At 66.8% G+C, this 16,987-nt stretch carries 16 protein-coding genes; 10 read left to right on the top strand and 6 right to left on the bottom strand.

Annotated features, from left to right (window positions below; translation table 11 throughout):
- From ACR80Q_RS17915 to ACR80Q_RS17930, 4 genes are all read left to right on the top strand, one after another.
- The coding region (locus ACR80Q_RS17915; RefSeq protein ID WP_435379020.1) for a hypothetical protein at nucleotides 1–411 on the top strand (411 nt) is incomplete at its 5' end.
- A 402-nt stretch (nucleotides 412–813) separates the two neighbouring features.
- The gene (locus ACR80Q_RS17920; RefSeq protein WP_435379021.1) at nucleotides 814–1,155 is read left to right on the top strand and encodes a hypothetical protein; all 342 of its coding nucleotides are present in this window, start codon (nucleotides 814–816) and stop codon (nucleotides 1,153–1,155) included.
- Between the two features lie 1,876 nt (nucleotides 1,156–3,031).
- Nucleotides 3,032–4,618 (top strand): CHAT domain-containing protein, encoded by a 1,587-nt coding sequence (locus ACR80Q_RS17925; protein WP_435379022.1) that lies wholly within the window; start codon nucleotides 3,032–3,034, stop codon nucleotides 4,616–4,618.
- Nucleotides 4,619–4,923: 305 nt separating this feature from the next.
- Entirely contained in the window at nucleotides 4,924–5,766 is an 843-nt protein-coding gene (locus ACR80Q_RS17930) for a GNAT family N-acetyltransferase (RefSeq protein ID WP_435379023.1), read from the top strand.
- A 291-nt stretch (nucleotides 5,767–6,057) separates the two neighbouring features.
- Here ACR80Q_RS17930 and ACR80Q_RS17935 read toward each other — a convergent pair whose 3' ends face one another.
- Nucleotides 6,058–6,870 carry a hypothetical protein gene (locus tag ACR80Q_RS17935; protein ID WP_435379024.1) on the bottom strand — a complete coding sequence of 271 codons (813 nt, stop codon included), beginning with the start codon at nucleotides 6,868–6,870 and terminating at the stop codon, nucleotides 6,058–6,060.
- A gap of 319 nt (nucleotides 6,871–7,189) precedes the next feature.
- Here ACR80Q_RS17935 and ACR80Q_RS17940 point away from each other — a divergent pair, with 319 nt between their 5' ends.
- Together ACR80Q_RS17940 and ACR80Q_RS17945 are read left to right on the top strand one after the other, a co-directional pair.
- Nucleotides 7,190–7,846, top strand: a complete 657-nt coding sequence (locus ACR80Q_RS17940) for a DinB family protein (protein ID WP_435379025.1) — start codon at nucleotides 7,190–7,192, stop codon at nucleotides 7,844–7,846.
- A gap of 84 nt (nucleotides 7,847–7,930) precedes the next feature.
- Nucleotides 7,931–9,064: a hypothetical protein gene (locus ACR80Q_RS17945; protein ID WP_435379026.1), complete on the top strand. Its 1,134-nt coding sequence runs from the start codon at nucleotides 7,931–7,933 to the stop codon at nucleotides 9,062–9,064.
- A 48-nt stretch (nucleotides 9,065–9,112) separates the two neighbouring features.
- Here ACR80Q_RS17945 and ACR80Q_RS17950 read toward each other — a convergent pair whose 3' ends face one another.
- Complete coding sequence (locus tag ACR80Q_RS17950) at nucleotides 9,113–9,613, bottom strand: VOC family protein (RefSeq protein WP_435379027.1); 501 nt, start codon at nucleotides 9,611–9,613, stop codon at nucleotides 9,113–9,115.
- A gap of 40 nt (nucleotides 9,614–9,653) precedes the next feature.
- Here ACR80Q_RS17950 and ACR80Q_RS17955 point away from each other — a divergent pair, with 40 nt between their 5' ends.
- On the top strand, nucleotides 9,654–10,031 hold the full coding sequence (locus ACR80Q_RS17955) for a MerR family transcriptional regulator (protein ID WP_435379028.1): 378 nt from the start codon (nucleotides 9,654–9,656) through the stop codon (nucleotides 10,029–10,031).
- A gap of 59 nt (nucleotides 10,032–10,090) precedes the next feature.
- Here the strand turns inward: ACR80Q_RS17955 and ACR80Q_RS17960 are convergent, their stop codons facing one another.
- The 3 genes from ACR80Q_RS17960 to ACR80Q_RS17970 form a co-directional block, all read right to left on the bottom strand.
- Nucleotides 10,091–10,597, bottom strand: coding sequence for a YunG family protein (locus ACR80Q_RS17960; protein WP_435379029.1), 507 nt, complete (start codon nucleotides 10,595–10,597; stop codon nucleotides 10,091–10,093).
- Between the two features lie 80 nt (nucleotides 10,598–10,677).
- Nucleotides 10,678–11,418, bottom strand: coding sequence for a class I SAM-dependent methyltransferase (locus ACR80Q_RS17965; protein ID WP_435379030.1), 741 nt, complete (start codon nucleotides 11,416–11,418; stop codon nucleotides 10,678–10,680).
- 629 nt (nucleotides 11,419–12,047) lie between these two features.
- The gene (locus tag ACR80Q_RS17970; protein ID WP_435379031.1) at nucleotides 12,048–12,806 is read right to left on the bottom strand and encodes a hypothetical protein; all 759 of its coding nucleotides are present in this window, start codon (nucleotides 12,804–12,806) and stop codon (nucleotides 12,048–12,050) included.
- A 252-nt stretch (nucleotides 12,807–13,058) separates the two neighbouring features.
- Between ACR80Q_RS17970 and ACR80Q_RS17975 the strand changes: the two genes are divergently transcribed.
- The 3 genes from ACR80Q_RS17975 (at nucleotide 13,059) to ACR80Q_RS17985 (ending at nucleotide 14,785) form a co-directional block, all read left to right on the top strand.
- On the top strand, nucleotides 13,059–13,634 hold the full coding sequence (locus ACR80Q_RS17975; protein WP_435379032.1) for an RNA polymerase sigma factor: 576 nt from the start codon (nucleotides 13,059–13,061) through the stop codon (nucleotides 13,632–13,634).
- On the top strand, nucleotides 13,631–13,897 hold the full coding sequence (locus ACR80Q_RS17980) for a hypothetical protein (protein ID WP_435379033.1): 267 nt from the start codon (nucleotides 13,631–13,633) through the stop codon (nucleotides 13,895–13,897). Before ACR80Q_RS17975 ends, ACR80Q_RS17980 begins: the two co-directional genes overlap by 4 nt.
- A 279-nt stretch (nucleotides 13,898–14,176) precedes the next feature.
- Entirely contained in the window at nucleotides 14,177–14,785 is a 609-nt protein-coding gene (locus ACR80Q_RS17985) for a M48 family metalloprotease (protein WP_435379034.1), read from the top strand.
- A gap of 290 nt (nucleotides 14,786–15,075) precedes the next feature.
- Here ACR80Q_RS17985 and ACR80Q_RS17990 read toward each other — a convergent pair.
- A partial coding sequence (locus tag ACR80Q_RS17990; RefSeq protein WP_502361615.1) for an AfsR/SARP family transcriptional regulator occupies nucleotides 15,076–16,987 on the bottom strand: 1,912 nt, incomplete at its 5' end.

Consider the following 16,987-nt stretch of genomic DNA (forward strand, 5'->3'; position numbering starts at 1 on the left):
ACCACATCGAGGGACGCGATCGGGGCTGTCGTGTCTCGGCGTAGCGGGGGAAGGCTGGTGACAACGGTCCTGCTGTGCCTAGCCGTTGCTGCGGTCGGTGTCTGGATGACCACTGAGGCTGTAAGGGATTGGCGCCGCGACCCCAGATCCACTCCCAGAGGTGGCAACACCTTCCGCTACACGCACACGGTCGGCGGCCCGGTCATCGTCCTGCTGTCACTGACGGGCGCCATCGGGAAAGGGGCTCCGCTCCTCTTCGACGCACCGCCTCCCGATCTGTTGCTCATAGCCCTGGGGGTGCCAGCCCTGTTGCTCGCCCCCCTAGGCATATGCCTGTACGTGTTCGAGCGACCACGATGGCTCATCCCACCGGTCTACAAGAACGCAGACGGCTCTTTTCGTCGTTCATAGCGCTCTGCCCCGAAGCAGAAAAGCACCGTCCGACGAAGCCCTCCGACTCCTGCGGCCCCACGGACTCCCGGCCCCCTCGTGCGTGCACGCTGCAGCTCCCCGCCACCTACCCTCACCTGATGAAGGCATGCCGTGACCGTCCCGCAAGCCGACCGCCTGCCGGCGAGAGACGGCCGCCGAGGCGCATGTCGAGCGGGGCGAGCCTCGACGTCCCGCAGAGGATCCTCAACTGACGCTGGCTAGTTGGTCGGATGAACCGCATCGCGTCACCCGCCTCGACAACCCTGCAAGGAACTTGCGAGGGGAAGCCCAACAACCGACCATTCTCGGAGCACAGTGCCTGTGAACAGAAAATGCGAATGATTCATGGCGCGAGCGTCGCCTGCCCCCGATGCTACTGCCATGAAACTCATCCGTCTGTCGATGCCAGCACCTATCGCTACAGAGCTCGTGGCCATGGACCTAGCCGTTCCCGTCGTAGAAACACGTGGCGCGGGCATGGTAGACGTTGTGGAACTTGTTGTCCCAACCATGAACGCAGTTGCCAGCGTCGTCACGTTAATGATGGGCGCGAACGCCGGAGTAGCCCTAGCCAAGAGACTTCGGAAAGAGAAGGGCAGCTCAGTATCGATAGAGGTTAGGGTGTCGCGCGGCGATCGATCTAAGATTGTCGCCTTAAGCGATCAAACTCAAGATGAAGAGGTCGCCGACCAACTGGTCGAAGCCATAGAGAGCGTCGAATAATGAAGAAGTTTGGTGTAGTCCGTTGCCCCCCCACCTGCTAATCGCTCGTTTAGCGCTACTTTGCCCTGCGTTGTGGCTCGGAACGGGGGTCTATGCTGCTACCTCGACGAGCATCGTGGTCCTGTTTGTCTTGCAACGCGGGCGTGCTCCGCGCACTTGCTTGTGGGTCAGCGTTGCATGGGGTACGGCTCTATTCAGTTGCGCACTCGTGCTGGCCCTCGTCGGTAGACCAGAGTACGCAGTGGCCTTCGCGCTTTGCGTAGTGGGTATCCCGGTAACGTTCTTGGCAGATGCAACCGTTCAGTCGATAGTGCAGACTGCTCGGCAAGACACCGAGCTGACCGTGGCTGAACTAGCGACAGTGTTATGTGTTAGTCAGAGGGCCCACATCCTGCAATTTGCGTACCTTGGGGCCACGTTGCTGGCGCTGAGTTTCGAGCAAGCGAGACTCTTTGCGTTCACCGTGGTTGTCCTGTGGTTGCTCCTGGGCCTGAAGAAGTTGCATCTGCTGGCAGCTCTTGCGGCGTTCCTTGGGTTAGTGTTCTTGTGTAGCGGACAAACAATAGTCATCGCACTCGTATCATCGGTCGTAATACTATTCCGGTTGCTAGGAAAGCGTCCGCCACGTCGAGGTTTGTGGCTAGGAGATTCGACGCAGTCAACTCGCGACATCGATGCCCTGCTGATGCAATGTCGGGAGGAAGAGGCGCTCGAACTAGCCAAGTTGAGGCGGGACTTGCTCCCGGAGGATCCCGACGTTTCCAAGCGGCTTGCGTTTGCCATGCTCGAAGTTGGCCAGCCCCGAGCAGCCCAAGATGTCCTGCAGCGGCTGACCCAACCCGAGGACAGGAAGGACCCTCAGAGACGGTGGTTGACAGCACTTTGCAATAGCCGAACGGGTCGACCCGACCTAACCATCCGAGAAGTATCCGAGATGCTGCAATCCATCGATAGTCCTCGAAGTCGGGCACAGCAAGGGCTGTTGCGGATGTGTCTCGCCGAGGCGTACCTCACTCGGTATCCGAACTTGGCGCATCGGGAGGCTCGGGAGGCGAGGCGAATCATGCCCGGAGGAGTATGGGCCCAGGAACGAGTTCGTATTGCTCAGATTGGCGGAACAGCCGCAGCCATTTTGGGTCTACGAGGTGGCGTCGAGAAGTGGTACCGCCTAGGTAGTGCGAGCATTCTGACGATTCCTTGGTTGCGTCGGTTCGCGGTGGGTGATCGAATGAATAGCCAAGAATTGATCTTGCATACACGACACTCTTCGCTCGTCCAGGATGCTGCGTCGCTCGAACTCCTGCTCGCAGACCGGGCCGAGTCAGGGGAGGACTGGAACAGTGACTCGCACGGTCTAATATCGCATCTGGGTTTCGGTGCGTCAGCGGCGAGGTCACTTGCAGCCCAGTCGAGGGCCGTTCTTCACGATAACCCCAAGTCAAGCATGACCTTGGCATTCGAAGCGCTCACCTCGCTGGACAACCTTCGGCATTCTGTGTCCACGCCAGTCGGCCGTGCGGCCATAGGGGCGCTCGCGATCGAGGCTACATCGACGGCACTTAGGGCTGCCGTACGATCCGGCGCAGCAGCCGAAGTAGTTGCGGAGATACTCGAGATGTCTCGCCTTCAGGCACTTCCTGCCGTCCAAGCTGAAGGTCTTGACAGCGACGAATCTCTTCAGCTCAGTGATCCCCCGACGGTAAGGGTGCGTGGCTGTGCCCTCTGGTACCGCACCAGCCATATACACGACCCAGTTGATCTGGAGCGTGCGGCCGCAGCTGCTGCAGGACCTGGCGCATGGTGGTGGTCGTTCTGGCTCGCAGGTGAGGAGTTGGTGTGGGCCCTGGTCCCACCGCTTGGTGATTGCTACCGAGGCGTGATCGATTTGTCGCAAGGCGCAGTCGCAACTACGGCATTGCAGGAACTCAAGGACTGCCTGCCTCTGGCACAAGAGGGAGAGTCCGCTGCCGAAATGGACTGGCGAGTCATGCGGGGCAAACTAGCGAGAGGTCGAGAGGATGAAGCCAAGCTGGCGCATCGGTTGGGGCGCAGCTTCATTCCCGCGGAATTGCGTGATGAACTCTCAAGGCGAGCAAATGGAAGCGAATCGCGCCTAAAGCTGGTGATCGCCCCGGCGCCTGAATTGGGGTGGGTGCCTTGGTCTCTGTTTGCCGTAACTGTGTCTAACCGGGTTTTGGTCGATTCTACTCGACTCGTGGAACTAGCAGACTGGGTACTGGCGCCGTCAGCCACTGTTTTGGCAGAGTCTTCGCGCCGATCTGTAGGCCCCGCACCAGTGGCATTAGCAATTCTAGACACGACAAACTCATCGATCTTCCCGGCCTTGCCGGCGGCTCGGTCAATCCACGAGCGACTACAGCCGGAATGTGTCGTCATAGGTGGTGACCACTGGGCTCCGGGCCCGCGCGTGAGCAAGACTCAGCTGATCGACGATATCAGCAGGCTAGGAAGTAGCAAGGGGCTACTATTCGGATGTCATGCGACCGTCGGTAGCGCCAATAATCCTTCAGGAGGTGCGCTGGTGCTAGGCGAACGCGAGGATGGCTCGCCCATCAAGTTGACTGCCCTCGAAGTTCTGAAGGCCAATGGGAATGACTTTCCTGGTCAGGTGTCTCTCTTGGCGTGCGACGCCTCGGACCTGGCGGCGTCTAGCGCCGGAGAATGGTTGAGCCTGGCTCCTGCGTTCCTTATTCGCGGTGCGCACACCGTCGTTACGACTCTTTTTCCCCTAGTTGACACATCTGATCAGGCAGTTGGTAGTTTGATCACGCTGCTAATCGAGGGAAGGTCGGGGAGTGAGGCTGTGTCGCAATTTCAGCGAGAGCAGTTGAATCGTTGGCGAAACGAGGTGCAGCCAGCTGCCCTTTCCGAGATGCCCATCTCGTGGGCATCGCTGGCCGTCTGCGCGACCGGGCGTCAGGCCGCAGAGGAGGACGCGCATGCTGCGGCACCGCTGGCGGCAAGTTCTGTCCGTCTGAATGAGGCGGCCGAACGCCTCGCCGATAAGCTCGGACACCAAGAACCTGGAGGGGCTCACTTCATACTCGCGTATGTTGACAAGTGGGCGATGCCGTACAGCGGGTCTTTGTGGTCGGATCTAGGCGGCGCGTTCCGAACGGAGTTGACGGAGCGATACCTGAAAGCTCGGTACTCGTCTGTTGAGTCCACGGGTGGCCTCGCGGTGGCCGCACAGGCTGCAATGCGCACGGCGCGCGCCGAGGGATCTGCGCTGGAGGCAGAACATCTGGTGACGGCCCTGCTGTCGTTGCCGCAGTACCAGCGCATGTTGTCCATCTTGGGGCTACATGGCAATTTTCGTTTGGAAAGAGAGGTGCGAGCAAACCTGACAATGCGGCGCAAGAACCGTTCCTCACATTTGCTTCAGGACGGCCAACGGGAAGGCTCGATACGTCTTGCGCAGCGGCTTCATCTTGAGGCCTGACAGCTGGCGCCTTTGTTGGCGCTTCTGGGGCGTCGATACCTGCCGCGGTATCCCTAATCTAAATATGCGGAGTGACCCCAAGCTGCGCTTCACGCGGCTTATGGACTTCGAACTCGCGTCTGGTGTGTGAACGAGTGACATTCCCGGGTGGATTCATCGCCGTTCCCCAAGCCGACCCTCTACCGGCTTCCGTCAGCGCCTGGCGCCGTGGCCGTTACCTGCTCCCCGCCCTGTCTCACAAGGGATGACTTTCGGTGACGGAAGCCGCTGGTGCCGCCGTGGGCCCGGCGGGCACGCTTGTCGCCGTGGAGGTCCGCCGAGGTTCCCCGTCAGAGCTGCTCAACCGGTGCGCCTCCCTGCTCGTCGTCGACGCAGTGAGCACCAACATCGTGGCCACGGTGGCCACCGCCGAGGCCGCCCGCGGCGAGGCGCGGTCCGCGTACCTATGGCTCGAGCGCGACGGGGAGCCGACTGCGGTGGCTGTCGTCACGCCGGGCCTGCCCGTGGCGCTGTCGCGCTGCGACGACGACGAGGCGGCCGCGTTCGCTGACGCGCTGCACGTCTGGGGCGCCGACGTGGTGGGGGCCGCGGGGCCGGACGGCAGTGCCCGCGCATTCGTTCGTCGCTGGACCGGGAGGACGGGGACTGTGGTGGCCCGGGAGATGCGGCAGGGCGTGTACGTCTGCGACGAGGTCGTGCGGCCAGCCGGGGTCCCGGGCTCGTTTCGGCTCGCGGCGTCCACCGACGCGGCCCTCGTCACCGGGTGGCTGCGGGACTTCGCAGTCGAGGCCGGCCTCGACCCGGCGCCGCCGCATCTGGTCACCACCATGCTCGCGGAGCGGCGCGTGCACCTGTGGACCGTCCCTGCGGTGCGCGTCGCCGGGACGACAGTCGCCGACGAGACGGTCGCGTTGCTTGCCGTCCGGACCTCGCGCGCCGGCATGGCTCGGGTGGGTCCGGTGTGGACCCCGCCGGATCAGCGGCGCAGGGGGTACGCGTCGGCGCTGACCGCGGACGTCACCGCGCAGGTCCTAGCCCTCGGTCACCGCGCCATGCTCTTCACCGACCTCGACAACCCCACGTCGAACGGGATCTACCAGGCCGTCGGTTACCGACGGTTCGGGGACGCGACGATGTTGCGATTCTGAGGTCCTGCGACCTCGTGCGCGACGCTGTCGTTCACGACGTCCTTCGCCGCAGCCCGGCACGGCTCTGCGCAGACCGTCCCGCAGCCGATCGTCATCTGAGTCGCAGGGGGCCGGGCCCAGACGCGGCTGGGGTCGCGGGTCCATGCGCCGGGTGGGCGAGCTAGCGCGAGGTCACCTTCGGGCAGTTTGCGCGGGCTGGTGAGGTCGCGCGCGGCCTCCCCGGTCGCTAGACCGAGCGGGGGGACGCGACCCCGGGCCTGGGCAGCAGATGGGGGGCGACTACGGGGTGGGTCACGGCAGGGCCTGGGAGACGCCGTACGCCGCCTGTTCCGGGGTGAAGCCCTCGTCGAGGAGGTACTGCGTGAGCTCGGCGGGGTCGGTGATGTTCCGCGTGCTCGCGGCCGAGCCGGCGGATCCAGCCGCGTAGTAATTCCAGTCGATGTCGGGGACGCCGTCGGCGGCGCAATTGGCGTCCTCGGTGGAGAACCGCTGGTTCTCCAGCGCGGCGACGAGCTGTGGTCGTGAGGGCGCCGTGATGTCGAGGTTGCGGGCGGCTTCCCGGGCTTCCTGCTGGCGTGGTGGGGCGGTGTCGAGGGCGGGGTCGGCGCCGAACCCGGTGTTGGTGATCGGCATGTCACAGGTGAATTCTGGCCGTGCGGGTGCGGGTGCGGGTGCGCCGGCGGGGTCTCGGATGACGTCGCCGGGACGAGACTCCGTGGCGGCGGGGGCCTCGTCCACGGCCACGCCATCGGCGGGTGCTGTGTCGACGATCCCCTCATCGGTGGGTGCTGTGTCGGTGGGTGCGGCGGTAACGACTTCCACGGCCGTCGCGACCGGTGACGGGGGAGGGAGTGACGGTGGGGGGACCAGCGAGGGCGTCGGGGTGGCCGTGGGTGGCGGTTCGGTTGGGGGCGGAGCTGACGCTGAGGCGCTCGCGGTGGGTTCAAGGGCGGCGGCGAGTTCGTCGTCGGTGTTGCCTGCGTCCGGCCAGAGGCCGGTGCTGGCGGTCAGGGCAATGGCGGCGGCGCCCACGGCGAGCGCTGCGGCGGGGATGAGGACCAGCGGCTGCTGGAACCAGCCCCGCGACGCCACGACCGGGCTCACCGCGTCACCTGCAACCGGAGTCGGGTCCAGCGGGTCCACTGGCTCGTCGGGTTGATGGTTGGGCGGCTCGTCCGGCTGCTGGTCTGACGGCGTGGGCATATCCCCTCCAGCGCAGAGTGCTCCCCGGGCCCGCACTCGAGTCGCTGGGCACGCTACGTGAGCCCCCCCTGCGACACGCCAGGGAGATGCTGGCCCCGTCCGTGCCGGCAGCGGGTCTATCGGGACGCGGCCCGAGCACCACAGGCCCAGCGAGACCTGTTTACAGCAGGCGAAGCTGGCCCGGTTTGCCAGGCTTAGCGCAGGCTTCTGTCATCTGCCGTTGTCGGGCACGAAGTTGTCCGGCATGGTGCGGGTCATGGACGGGCGGAGCGGCGGAACCGGCGCGGATGAGAAGGCGATGCTCCTGCACTACCTGCAACTCGGACGTGAGGCCTTGCTGTGGAAGCTGGACGGTCTCTCGGAAAACGACGCACGTCTTCCCATGACGTCTACCGGCACCAACGTCCTGGGAGTCGTCAAGCACGTGGCCGGGACTGAGGCGGAGTACCTGGGCCTGGTCTTCGGGCGACCCTTTGCCGAACCTCTGCCGTGGATGGAGGAAGAGGCCGGACCGAACGCCGACATGTTCGCGACCGCTCAAGAGTCCCCGGCCGACGTCTCGGGTCTCTACCGTCGGGTCTGGGCCCACTCTGACGCCACGGTCAGCGCCCTGGACTTGGGCACGCTCGGTCAGGTGCCGTGGTGGTCTTCGTCGGCCAACCCCGTGACGCTGAATCGGATGCTGGTGCACGTCATCGCCGAGACGCACCGCCACGCGGGGCATGTCGACGTCGTGCGTGAACAGCTTGACGGCGTGGCGGGTATGCGACCGCAGGCCCTCAACCTGCCTGATGGCGCCGAGACCTTCTGGCACGACTACCGGGAGCGGTTGCAGGGCATCGCGGAGACCGTGAAGCGAGCATCCGAACCGCAGTAAGTCCTTGAGGCCCCGGCAGGGTGCCGACTGACCACGGGCGACCGCCAGGAGCGTCACGTCAGCGATCGCCATACGGTTCGTGGCATGTATCCACCGCCGGACGGGAAGCACCTCACTGCGGAGCAGGCCCGGGAGCTCGACGACACCTTCCTGGCCTCGGACCCCTTCCAGTACTTCAGTTCACGAATCGCCTCGCTGCTGGCCTGGCATGAGAGAGCCGGCGCGGGCGAGCCGCTGCCCGCGCCCGAGCCCGGCAGCATCCGTGCCGAGCTCAACCAGTATCTGCACCGTCCGGTCGTCGCCGGTCCCTTTCGCGCCCTTGACGTGCACGCGCAGGTTGCCGCCGACGCGCTAGCAGTTCGGCACCACGCGGCCGAAGCCCTCCTGCGGCTCGCGTGCGCCCGTCTCGCCCCGGACTCCAAGATGGGCGCTCCGTCTCTTTGGGCTGAGATCGCTTGTGGACCCAAGCAGACCGCGGACGTCGTCAAGCGCCTCAACGCAAGCGCCGAGCGGCCGGGGGCAGGGGAGCACGTCTTCTGTGCCCTCGTCGAGCCAGAGGAACGCGAGACAGCCCGAAGCAACTCCGAAGTTGTGGATGCCTGCAATGTCTTCGTCGACTGGCTGCACTACGCGGCGACGCTACTCAGTACCGGGGTCCCGATCGACCTTCAAGCCGGGCACAACAAGGTGAAGCATGGCCTCGCCGTGCGCGCCAGGTCAGACATGCGGCTTGTTTCCCTGCCAACTGGACCCGACGCGGACGGCACCATTCCGCTCAGTGCCTTCACCGGACCCGGAGTGGTCGATATCTTCGATCAGCCCGTCCTCGAGGTGCTCGCTCAGCCGAAGGTGGCCGGCCACTTGCAAGGCTTGGAGGTCACCCAACTGCGCCTCAAGCCGTCCGCCCTCCTTGCTGACGCCTACATGCTCGCCATGACGCATGGCGCCATGTTCCACGTGGCGGCCGTGGAGCACTTCACCGGCCGCGACGACCTCCGTGAGGACATGACACCTCCGGCGTCTCCTGGCTATCCAGTGGGCGGCCCGAGGCCCTCCAGCATCGACGCTTCCGCTCCGCTTGGGATGCGCTTCCCGCTCACCACGCCACCGGGAGGCCGTGAGGGCCAGCGCGAGGCCGGTATCGGCTTCCGCGACCACTTCCGGGTTCTTCACATTGACCACGCTGGCCGCGGCCAGGGCCACGTCGTCCAGGATTAGGCCCCCAAGTGCGTCGTCGGGCGCTCCCCAACGCCGGAACAGGATCCGCTACTGGCGTGAGGTTCCGAAGCCGGGTCGAGTGGTGCGGTCTTCGAGCGGTTCCTGCTCGTGGAAGACGGTGATCTGGAGCCCGGCTGGTGCCTGGAGGCGGGCGTTGACCGAGCGCCAGGGTGTCTGGGTCGGCGGGGCGACCTGCTGGGCGCCGGCGTCGAGCAGGGCACGGGTGGTCGCGACGGCGTCGTCGACCTCGAAGGCGACGCGGAGGGTGGGTGCGACCTGTCGACCGACCTCGACGTCGTCGATCATGCGCTTCTGGGCGGGGTTGGCGATCTCCAGGGTGGCGCGTCCTGCGTCGAGGATGGCGACACGGGCGCCGCCTTCGCCCTGGAACGCTGCCTGTTCGGGAAGACCGAGCACGTCGCGGTAGAACGCGACGGCTTGGTCGTAGTCGGCGGCCTCGACGACCAGCCGTAGCTGTCGCACCCCAGGGGTCGTCGGGCCGGTCGTGGGGCTGGTCGTGTCCTCGGAGCTTGGTTCCTGGGTGGTCATGGCAGGACGGTAGGAGCTGACACCGGTGTCAGGTGCAAGCATGGTGCGACCGGTTGAGGCGGAGGGGGCAGCGATGCGGATCGGTGAGCTGGCCGCGAGCACCGGGGTGAGCCCGCGGTCGCTGCGGTACTACGAGCAGCAGGGCCTACTCTGCAGCGCGCGGACCCCGGCGGGGCACCGCCGCTACGAAGCGGCCGCGGTCGAGCGGGTCATCCGGGTGCAGGAGCTGTTCGCCGCCGGCCTGTGCAGCTCGAAGATCGCCCAGCTGCTGCCGTGCCTGCAGGCGCCGCCCGCCGAGCGCAGTCCGGCGCTGCTGGCGGACCTGATCCAGCAGCGCCACCGCCTCGAGGCTGCCGAGAAGGAGGTCCGACGTGCGCGAGGCGTCCTGGAAGAGGTCATCGACTCGTTGAGGACCTGAACCAGGCTTTCCTGGCGGCGGGCCCAGGTGACGATGGTCCGCGGAGGTACCGCGAGGCATCACTCAGTCCGAACAGCACGCACGCTCTGGGCCCGCTCGAGGGCGAGGGCCACTCGGGCGCGAAGCACCAGGAACGCCGGTTCGCCCGCTGAGGACCGGTTCCTCGGCACAGCCACCCGGCGTGCGTTGACCAGGCGCTCGTGCGGGGTCAGTTGGTCCCGCGTGAGGTCCACCTCGACGCCGTCGGGCAGCACGCTCCAGTAGTGGACTCCTTCGACGCGTCCCTCGTGCTCGAGGTCGGCCACCATCAGGTCACCGCCCAGCAGCTCATGAACGACCAGTGCGGTCGTGCCGCACTGCCCGCGCGAGAGCTGGTCAGCTCCCCGGGCCATGTAGGCGTCGCTGGCGTACGAGGTGTCCGGTCCCCAGGAAGCGCGGAGGGCGGACTCGATCTCGGGGAGCGTCGGTCGCTTCACGGCGTCCACGATGCCGCAGCCGACGGACAGCCAGACGGCTTGTGAGAACCAAAGCTGGGGGCACAGGCACCGCGCCTGCAGCAGCGCCACGGTGCCCCCGCTGATCGATCGTCAGCTCGGAACGGTCGTTGCGCCGACAGCCCTGTCGCTGCTTGGCGGGTTACGCCGTGTCAGGTGCTGCCGACCGTGGACGCATCCAGGACGAAGAAGAGGAAGCACACGAACGCTGTGCGGCCAGCGAGGTGCGGGTCCAGCAGCTCGGGAGGCGTGTCGGCGGCGATGGACGGCTCGCTCACGGCTGCGAGGCGGAAGCCCGCCTCGGTGAAGGCGTCGGTCATGGCGTGCAGCGGGCGGTGCCAGTACGTGAGGGTGGCTGTCTGGTCGTCGAAGGTGAACTCCTCCGAGTACTGCGTGACGTCGAAATAGGTGGCGCCGCCGTAGTTGACCAGGTAGACGCTGGGATGGGGCACCGACAGCACGAGCCGTCCACCCGGCTTCAGCACGCGGCGGAGCTCGTTCAGAGGGGCGACCCAGTCCTGCAGGTAGTGCAGGACCAGCGAGGCGACGACGTCGTCGAAGACGTTGTCGTCGAAGGGCAGGGGCCCGCCGAGGTCCGCCACGAGCAGGTCGGCGTCGTCCCCGAGCCTCTGCCGGGCCAGGTCGACCATCGCGGCGCTGGAGTCGAAACCGGTCATGACCGCCCCATTCGCTCGCAGCGCCGCGGACAGTGGACCTGACCCGCAGCCGGCGTCCAGCACCCGGTGCCGACTGACGTCCCCGGCGAGGTGGACCATTGCCGGTCGCTCGTAGAACGCGTTAAGGAGGCTGGACTCGTTGGTGCGGGAGTACGCCTGCGCGAAGGAGTCGTAGTCGGTGACCGGACTGGGGTCTTGGTTCTCCACGGTGGGCATCGGGCCTGCCTACCCCAAGCGACGACCCCTCACCGACACCGCGAGCCCTCGCGGCGGGTGATGGAGGCGGAATCCGGCGTTGAGGGCCGCGGGCCGAGCTGTCCGGCTGAGGATGGCGGACGCGGCGCGCGAGGGCCCTCGACTCCGGATTTCACGCCAGCAACCGGTCGGCGTGCGGAACGCCGCTCCGTTCCTGGTTCTCAGCCGGAGCTTTCGTGGCATTGTCACAGACGTGCACTTCTTTCAACGGGTGGGTTTGTGGACTAAGCCAGGCGAGTCGCCCACACTCCCGCCTCGTATTGGTCTCGCATACATCACAGTGGTGCTCGTCGCAATGTTGTTCTCGCTGACCGGAGCAGCGCTGTTCCTCGTCACCGGCGACCGGTCTCTTGGTGCGCTGGTCTGGGGCGCCGGGACCCTGGTCCTGCTCGGGCGCTGTTCTGGGTCCGGCGCTACAGCCGCTGATGCCGTCGCGGCAGGCGATCGCTTGCCGTCGACGTCGCGGGACTCGGGGGACCCGCCGGACCAGGCCGAGCCCGTGTCCGCAGTCGATTGTGGTTCTGGCGCAGGGTCTGGGTGGCCGAGCGGCGTGATGCGCAGAAGGGCCACCCAGCCAGTCGCGCCACCCCTCACACCTCAGCAGCAGCAACTGGCAGGACGAACTCCTGCACCCGTGCCTGACCCGATTGGTCTGGAATACCGCTGATCTTGATTCGACCGGTGTGCGTGTGGTCCGGCTCCTCGACTCGGGCCAACTCGACGTACCCCCCAACTGCAGTGACGTAGGTAACGGCCGCGACGAGGTTGCCGGGCGACGTCACTTCGACGGCACGCTCCCCGGAGGGCATCAGAGATACGGCTAGCAGTGCTTTCGCTTCGGCGAGTTCGGCGTCGACGCGGTCTTCGAGAAAGGCCTCGCTGAACATTGCCAACGTCTGCCATGCCCAAGTATCCAACAGCACCCCGTTGGCCCCGTGATTAATGATCACTCCCACCTGGTCCGACAACGGGTCTGTGCCCTCCTCGGCCACCGCGGTTAGCCGCACCAGCAACACTGGCGAGACGTCCCCGTCCTTTGCGCGGCCCTTTGTGCCGTAATAGCCTAGGGCGCCCCACTTCTCCAGCCAGCCGCCAAACACGGTCGTCCAGTCCTCAATAGCGCGATCGGGACCGTACTTCACTACGTCCGTGGTGATGTTGGCACCAAGACCCGCTGACAAGCTCAGAAACCAGGTCTGTACTGCGGGGTTCGACGCAGCCGCGACTACGGGGCCTCCGCAGCCTGCCGTGATCGCTCCGACGAATCCCAGCGCGGGGACCCCGAGCAACACCGTCCGCCTGCTCAGGCTGGCCCTCAGAACCTCTTCGGGGGACGCCTGCATACCCATGTCGTACCTCCGAATCTCCTCTGTCGAGGGTGTGGTTGATCGAGCCAGCTACAGGTCCCCGAGTTCTTGCTCGCCCTACGATGCATCTCCCGGGTGGCCCGCGAGAGTCGCCGAAAGCCTTCATTGCGGAGGGGCCCTGCATGACTGAAGAGGCCACACAGCGACAAAGTTCTCGGTCCGTTACCAAAATGTTACATTTGGCTTGCCGGGATGCCGGCCGACTGTGACGCATGTTCCGCTACGAATGGCCGCGTGGGGCCCATCCGATCGGAGCTGACGACAGCCGAGGCCGAGGCGCTTCTCCAGTCGGGCGAGTGGTCGGATGATGCTCTGGCCCTGGCGCTGGTCACCCTTGTGGCCCCCAAGTCGGCCTGGATCGGCCGAGGTCTCAGTCGCCAACAGGCGGACGACGTGCTCCAGAGCGCGACCGTGTCGATGTTCTTCAGCCTCTCGGGTCGCCCGCGCGTGGTGCAGAGACCGCGGGCGTACGTAGCGGCAGTGCTGGACCGCTGTCGGAGCGACCTCCTTAGCCAGGAGAGACCGAGGATCTCGGGCGTCCTGGACGAGATCCAGTACGTGCTGAGTTCACTCGACGCGCTGCACTACGACGTTGCAGACGGCGGCCTAGGGACAGACGAGCTGGCGCAGGTCAGAGCGATCGTCCGGGAGATCGAGCAACTAGGTCACACCGAAGCCACTGCACTGCTGGGCGTTCTGGTCTACCGTCTACCGGTGGCGTTGATCGCGGAGGGTCTCGGCAAGCACCGCTCAGCGGTCGACCGGGCCTACGCCGCCGGCCTCAAGAAGTTGAGGCGAAAGCTGGCATGAGCGAGACAGACGAACTTGTCCAAGCCGCGTTGGCTCGCGTTGTGGACGCAGTAGACCACCAGCGTTCAATACTCATTGCCGACCCAAACGATGCTGCGACGCTGACCGAACGGCTGCACGAGGCGATCGCCAGACGAGACCCCGGACCGCTCGGGTGGATGCCTACCGTGGTGGTTCGGTCGGAGCAGGCACAGGAACTTCTCGACCGCATCCCAGATAGGTCGACACCAGCAAGCGAGACAGCCAACCGTCGCGGCCGGTGACCGCGCTTTAAGCCTGACCCCACGTCCCGCAAGCCGACCCCTCACCGACACGGCTCGCCCTCGCGGCAGGCCAGGAACACCGAATCGGGCGTGGAGGGCCGCTGGGGCGCGCGTCCGGTAGTCGATCCCCTGTGGAACAGCCCCGGGATCGTCCCTACTGGCGCCGGTTCCTCCGGCGGACGGCTTGTTAGTTGGCGAGCACCAGGGTCTAGTGCCTATCCGCAGCAGTCCCGCCCGACGTCTCCTCGGTTGTCTGCCCCTTGTTGCAGGGTGGTCCGCATGAGGACGCAGCCAACGTTCCCGACTCCGGGGCCGGTGCTGGACGCGATGGACGAGGTGGCGCTGACGTGTGGTGTCGGCAAGGTCGCCGTGTTCATCCCCGCCAGGCGCGTGGCCGCGTTGGCGTACACCAACAGCCGTGGGGGTCGGATCGTGCTGGATCGCGACGTGGCGGCGGCAGCGGCTACACAACCGGAGATGATTCGCTTCCTCCTGGCTCATGAGGTCGGGCACCAGGTCCGGTCGACCAAGTCCCTGACGACGCTGGTCGGGGGCGGGACACTCATGGCCCTGGGCCTGTGGCTGATCGCGATGGCCTCGCTAGACGCGGCGGACGTCGCGACTGACCTCGGACCGTGGTTGATTGCCTGGACGTACATCGCTCTGGTGATGCTGTCCGTCGGGGCCTGGGCGTTGGCGGCCCGACGCGATCGGGTGACCGAGCTCGACTGTGATGACTACGCCGCCGACGTCGGGTTCGCGCTCACACCGGGCGCCGCGGAATCGTTGCGGCAGTTGGGCAGCGGCAGGGTGCGCCTGCCGCGGGTGATGCGGACGCACCCGGACTGGCGAACACGGTTGCGTCACGCACAGCGGCGCATCAGGTAGGCCATCCTGCGGTGTAGACCTCTGACTGCGGCGGTGACCACGCCGGGCGTCCGTACCGACCCGTCGGCGACAACCGCTGCCGCCGCTCCGGCTGCTTCGAGGCGCGGGCTCGAGCGGGCCAAGAGACACCCTGGGTGACAGCTGGTCTCGGAGGCGGAGCCGAGGGGAACGATGCCGTCATGGCCTGCCCGGGGGTGCGGAGCGGCGCTCACCGCGGGGCGTTCGAACGCCCACGAGGTGCCGTTCGGCCGTCTGCTCCAGGGGAAGGGGCCGGACCGAGTCGCCGTTCGTCAGCTGGCCGCCTGGCGGTCGTCGGTGAGCCAGCCGTGTCGTTCGAGGATGGCGTGGGTGCGGGCTGACAGCTCGTCCGGCGCTCCGGCGTCGTCGGCGCGGTTGCAGATGTCTGTCTTGATGATGTCGGTGGCGGTGCTGCGGTGCCCGGAGGCCATGGCGACGGCCGCCAGGTCGAGGCGGGGGATCTCGTCATCTGGCGCGGCGAGGGCGGCGAGCTCAGCGGTAGCGCGCGCCCCGTCCAGGTCACCGGTGTGCAGGAGGTGGGTGGTGACGAGGTGGGCGACGTCGACGACCGCGCAGAGCAGATGCTGGTCGAGGCGGTCGCCCTCGGCCAGCCACGTCCAGCCTCCGGGTCGGAGCTTGCTGAACGGTGGTCCGCTCACGAGGGTCAGGGCCCGCTTCAGGTCCTGGATACCGTCGGGTCCGCGGGTTTCGCCGCGCAGTCGGAGTCGGCGGAACAGGTCGGCGTCGACGAGGAGGTCCTGGACCTCGTAGACCCCGACGCCGCGGTGCTCTGCGGCGGCGGAATGCCGGGCGTCGGGGATGTGGGGGTGTCCGGTGCGGGGGTTAGTGCCGAGCCAGTCCCGGACGGTGGCGACGTAGCCGCGGGCCTTGGTCGCGGTGATGTCGAACGCAGCCGCGACCTCTTCGGGTGTCGCGCCGTGGGGGCGGGTCGCGAGGTAGGTGAGCAGCTCGGTGTAGTACGGCTTCCGTTTGGTGACGGGCACTCCCCTGGTCCGAGCCCCGACCGGACCCAGCAGCGTCAACCGGGGCAGGCTGCTGGAGTCAGCGAACCAGGCGGCGATTTCCTCATCCAGGCCCGGATCGCTGCCGGCCACCGCCTTCCTCACCTCGACGGGAACCGCTGGTGCCAGCGCCTCGAGGTCCTCGCGGGTCGTGGCCGCGACGTCGAGGTACTCCTCATCGGGCCCATCCAGCACCGACACCGCACCCATGGCTCGCGCTGCCTCGCGTTCCGAGGCACCGCTGCCTGGCCCGGCACCGCCCACCCGCCCAGGGCCCTGTTCGTCCACCCGCTCGGTCCCCCCGCCTTCGTCCCCCCCGCCTTCGGTCCCCCCGCCTTCGGTCCCCCCGCCTTCGGTCCCCCCGCCTTCGTCCCCCCCGCCTTCGTCCCCCCGGTCTTCGTCACCGAGGTCACCGCGGTCACCTAGGTCCAGGTCCAAGGCGTCGTCGAGGTCGGCGGGACAACCGTTGTCGTCGCTCAGGTCGACGTCGGCCTGTCCTGGCCCCTGAGGGACCGAGGGGTGATCTCGAGGCAGCACGTGGGCGGAGGTGAGGGCTCCCGCCGCGTCCGCGTAGGCCTGCCAGCTGCGGCTGGTAGCGCGACTGGTGGTGGCGTGGCTAATGGTGGCGTGGCTGGTGGTGTGCGCATTGGGCATGGGCGCGTCGGCCGGGCCTAGGGCGTACAGCGCGGCGCAGCCCTGCGCCTCCGCCGCTGATAGGCCGCTGGCGGTGGCCCCGGCGTTAGCGCTGATGCCGGCGATGACGGTCCCTGTGGGACCGGTCACCGTGAGCGTCGCGTCGGGGCCGATGTGGAGGGTGGAGTCGGTGTGGTGGATGGCTACGTCGGTCTGGCCATCGGTGGGCGGTGCCACGTTCGGCGCCGTGTCGGCTCCAACGGCGGTCCCAGCATCGGTGCGCGGCGTCGCGAGCATGAGGACGGTCGTGCCGGTGCGGGCCGGGTGGGCGCGGATGAGGTCGGTGAGCGTGTCCAGGGCCATGGGTGGGTGGCTGCCGTCGAGGAGCAGCAGGTGGGGCGGCCAGGTGTCGTCACCGGCCTGCCTGATGCGGGCGTCGGGGACGTCGAGGTCCAGGTGGGTGCTGCGGTCGACGACGGCCACCGCGGCGACCTTGAGGTCCTTGAGGTCCTTGAGGTCCGTGAGGTCC

It is taken from the genome of Aquipuribacter aurantiacus, from assembly GCF_051216895.1.
Taxonomy (GTDB): domain Bacteria; phylum Actinomycetota; class Actinomycetes; order Actinomycetales; family JBBAYJ01; genus Aquipuribacter.

Coding starts and splice junctions, on each gene's coding strand:
- ACR80Q_RS17920 (WP_435379021.1), top strand. CDS start 814: ATGAAACTCATCCGTCTGTCGATGCCAGCACCTATCGCTACAGAGCTC.
- ACR80Q_RS17945 (WP_435379026.1), top strand. CDS start 7,931: ATGTATCCACCGCCGGACGGGAAGCACCTCACTGCGGAGCAGGCCCGG.
- ACR80Q_RS17950 (WP_435379027.1), bottom strand. CDS start 9,613: ATGACCACCCAGGAACCAAGCTCCGAGGACACGACCAGCCCCACGACC.
- ACR80Q_RS17955 (WP_435379028.1), top strand. CDS start 9,654: ATGGTGCGACCGGTTGAGGCGGAGGGGGCAGCGATGCGGATCGGTGAG.
- ACR80Q_RS17965 (WP_435379030.1), bottom strand. CDS start 11,418: ATGCCCACCGTGGAGAACCAAGACCCCAGTCCGGTCACCGACTACGAC.
- ACR80Q_RS17970 (WP_435379031.1), bottom strand. CDS start 12,806: ATGGGTATGCAGGCGTCCCCCGAAGAGGTTCTGAGGGCCAGCCTGAGC.
- ACR80Q_RS17980 (WP_435379033.1), top strand. CDS start 13,631: ATGAGCGAGACAGACGAACTTGTCCAAGCCGCGTTGGCTCGCGTTGTG.
- ACR80Q_RS17985 (WP_435379034.1), top strand. CDS start 14,177: ATGAGGACGCAGCCAACGTTCCCGACTCCGGGGCCGGTGCTGGACGCG.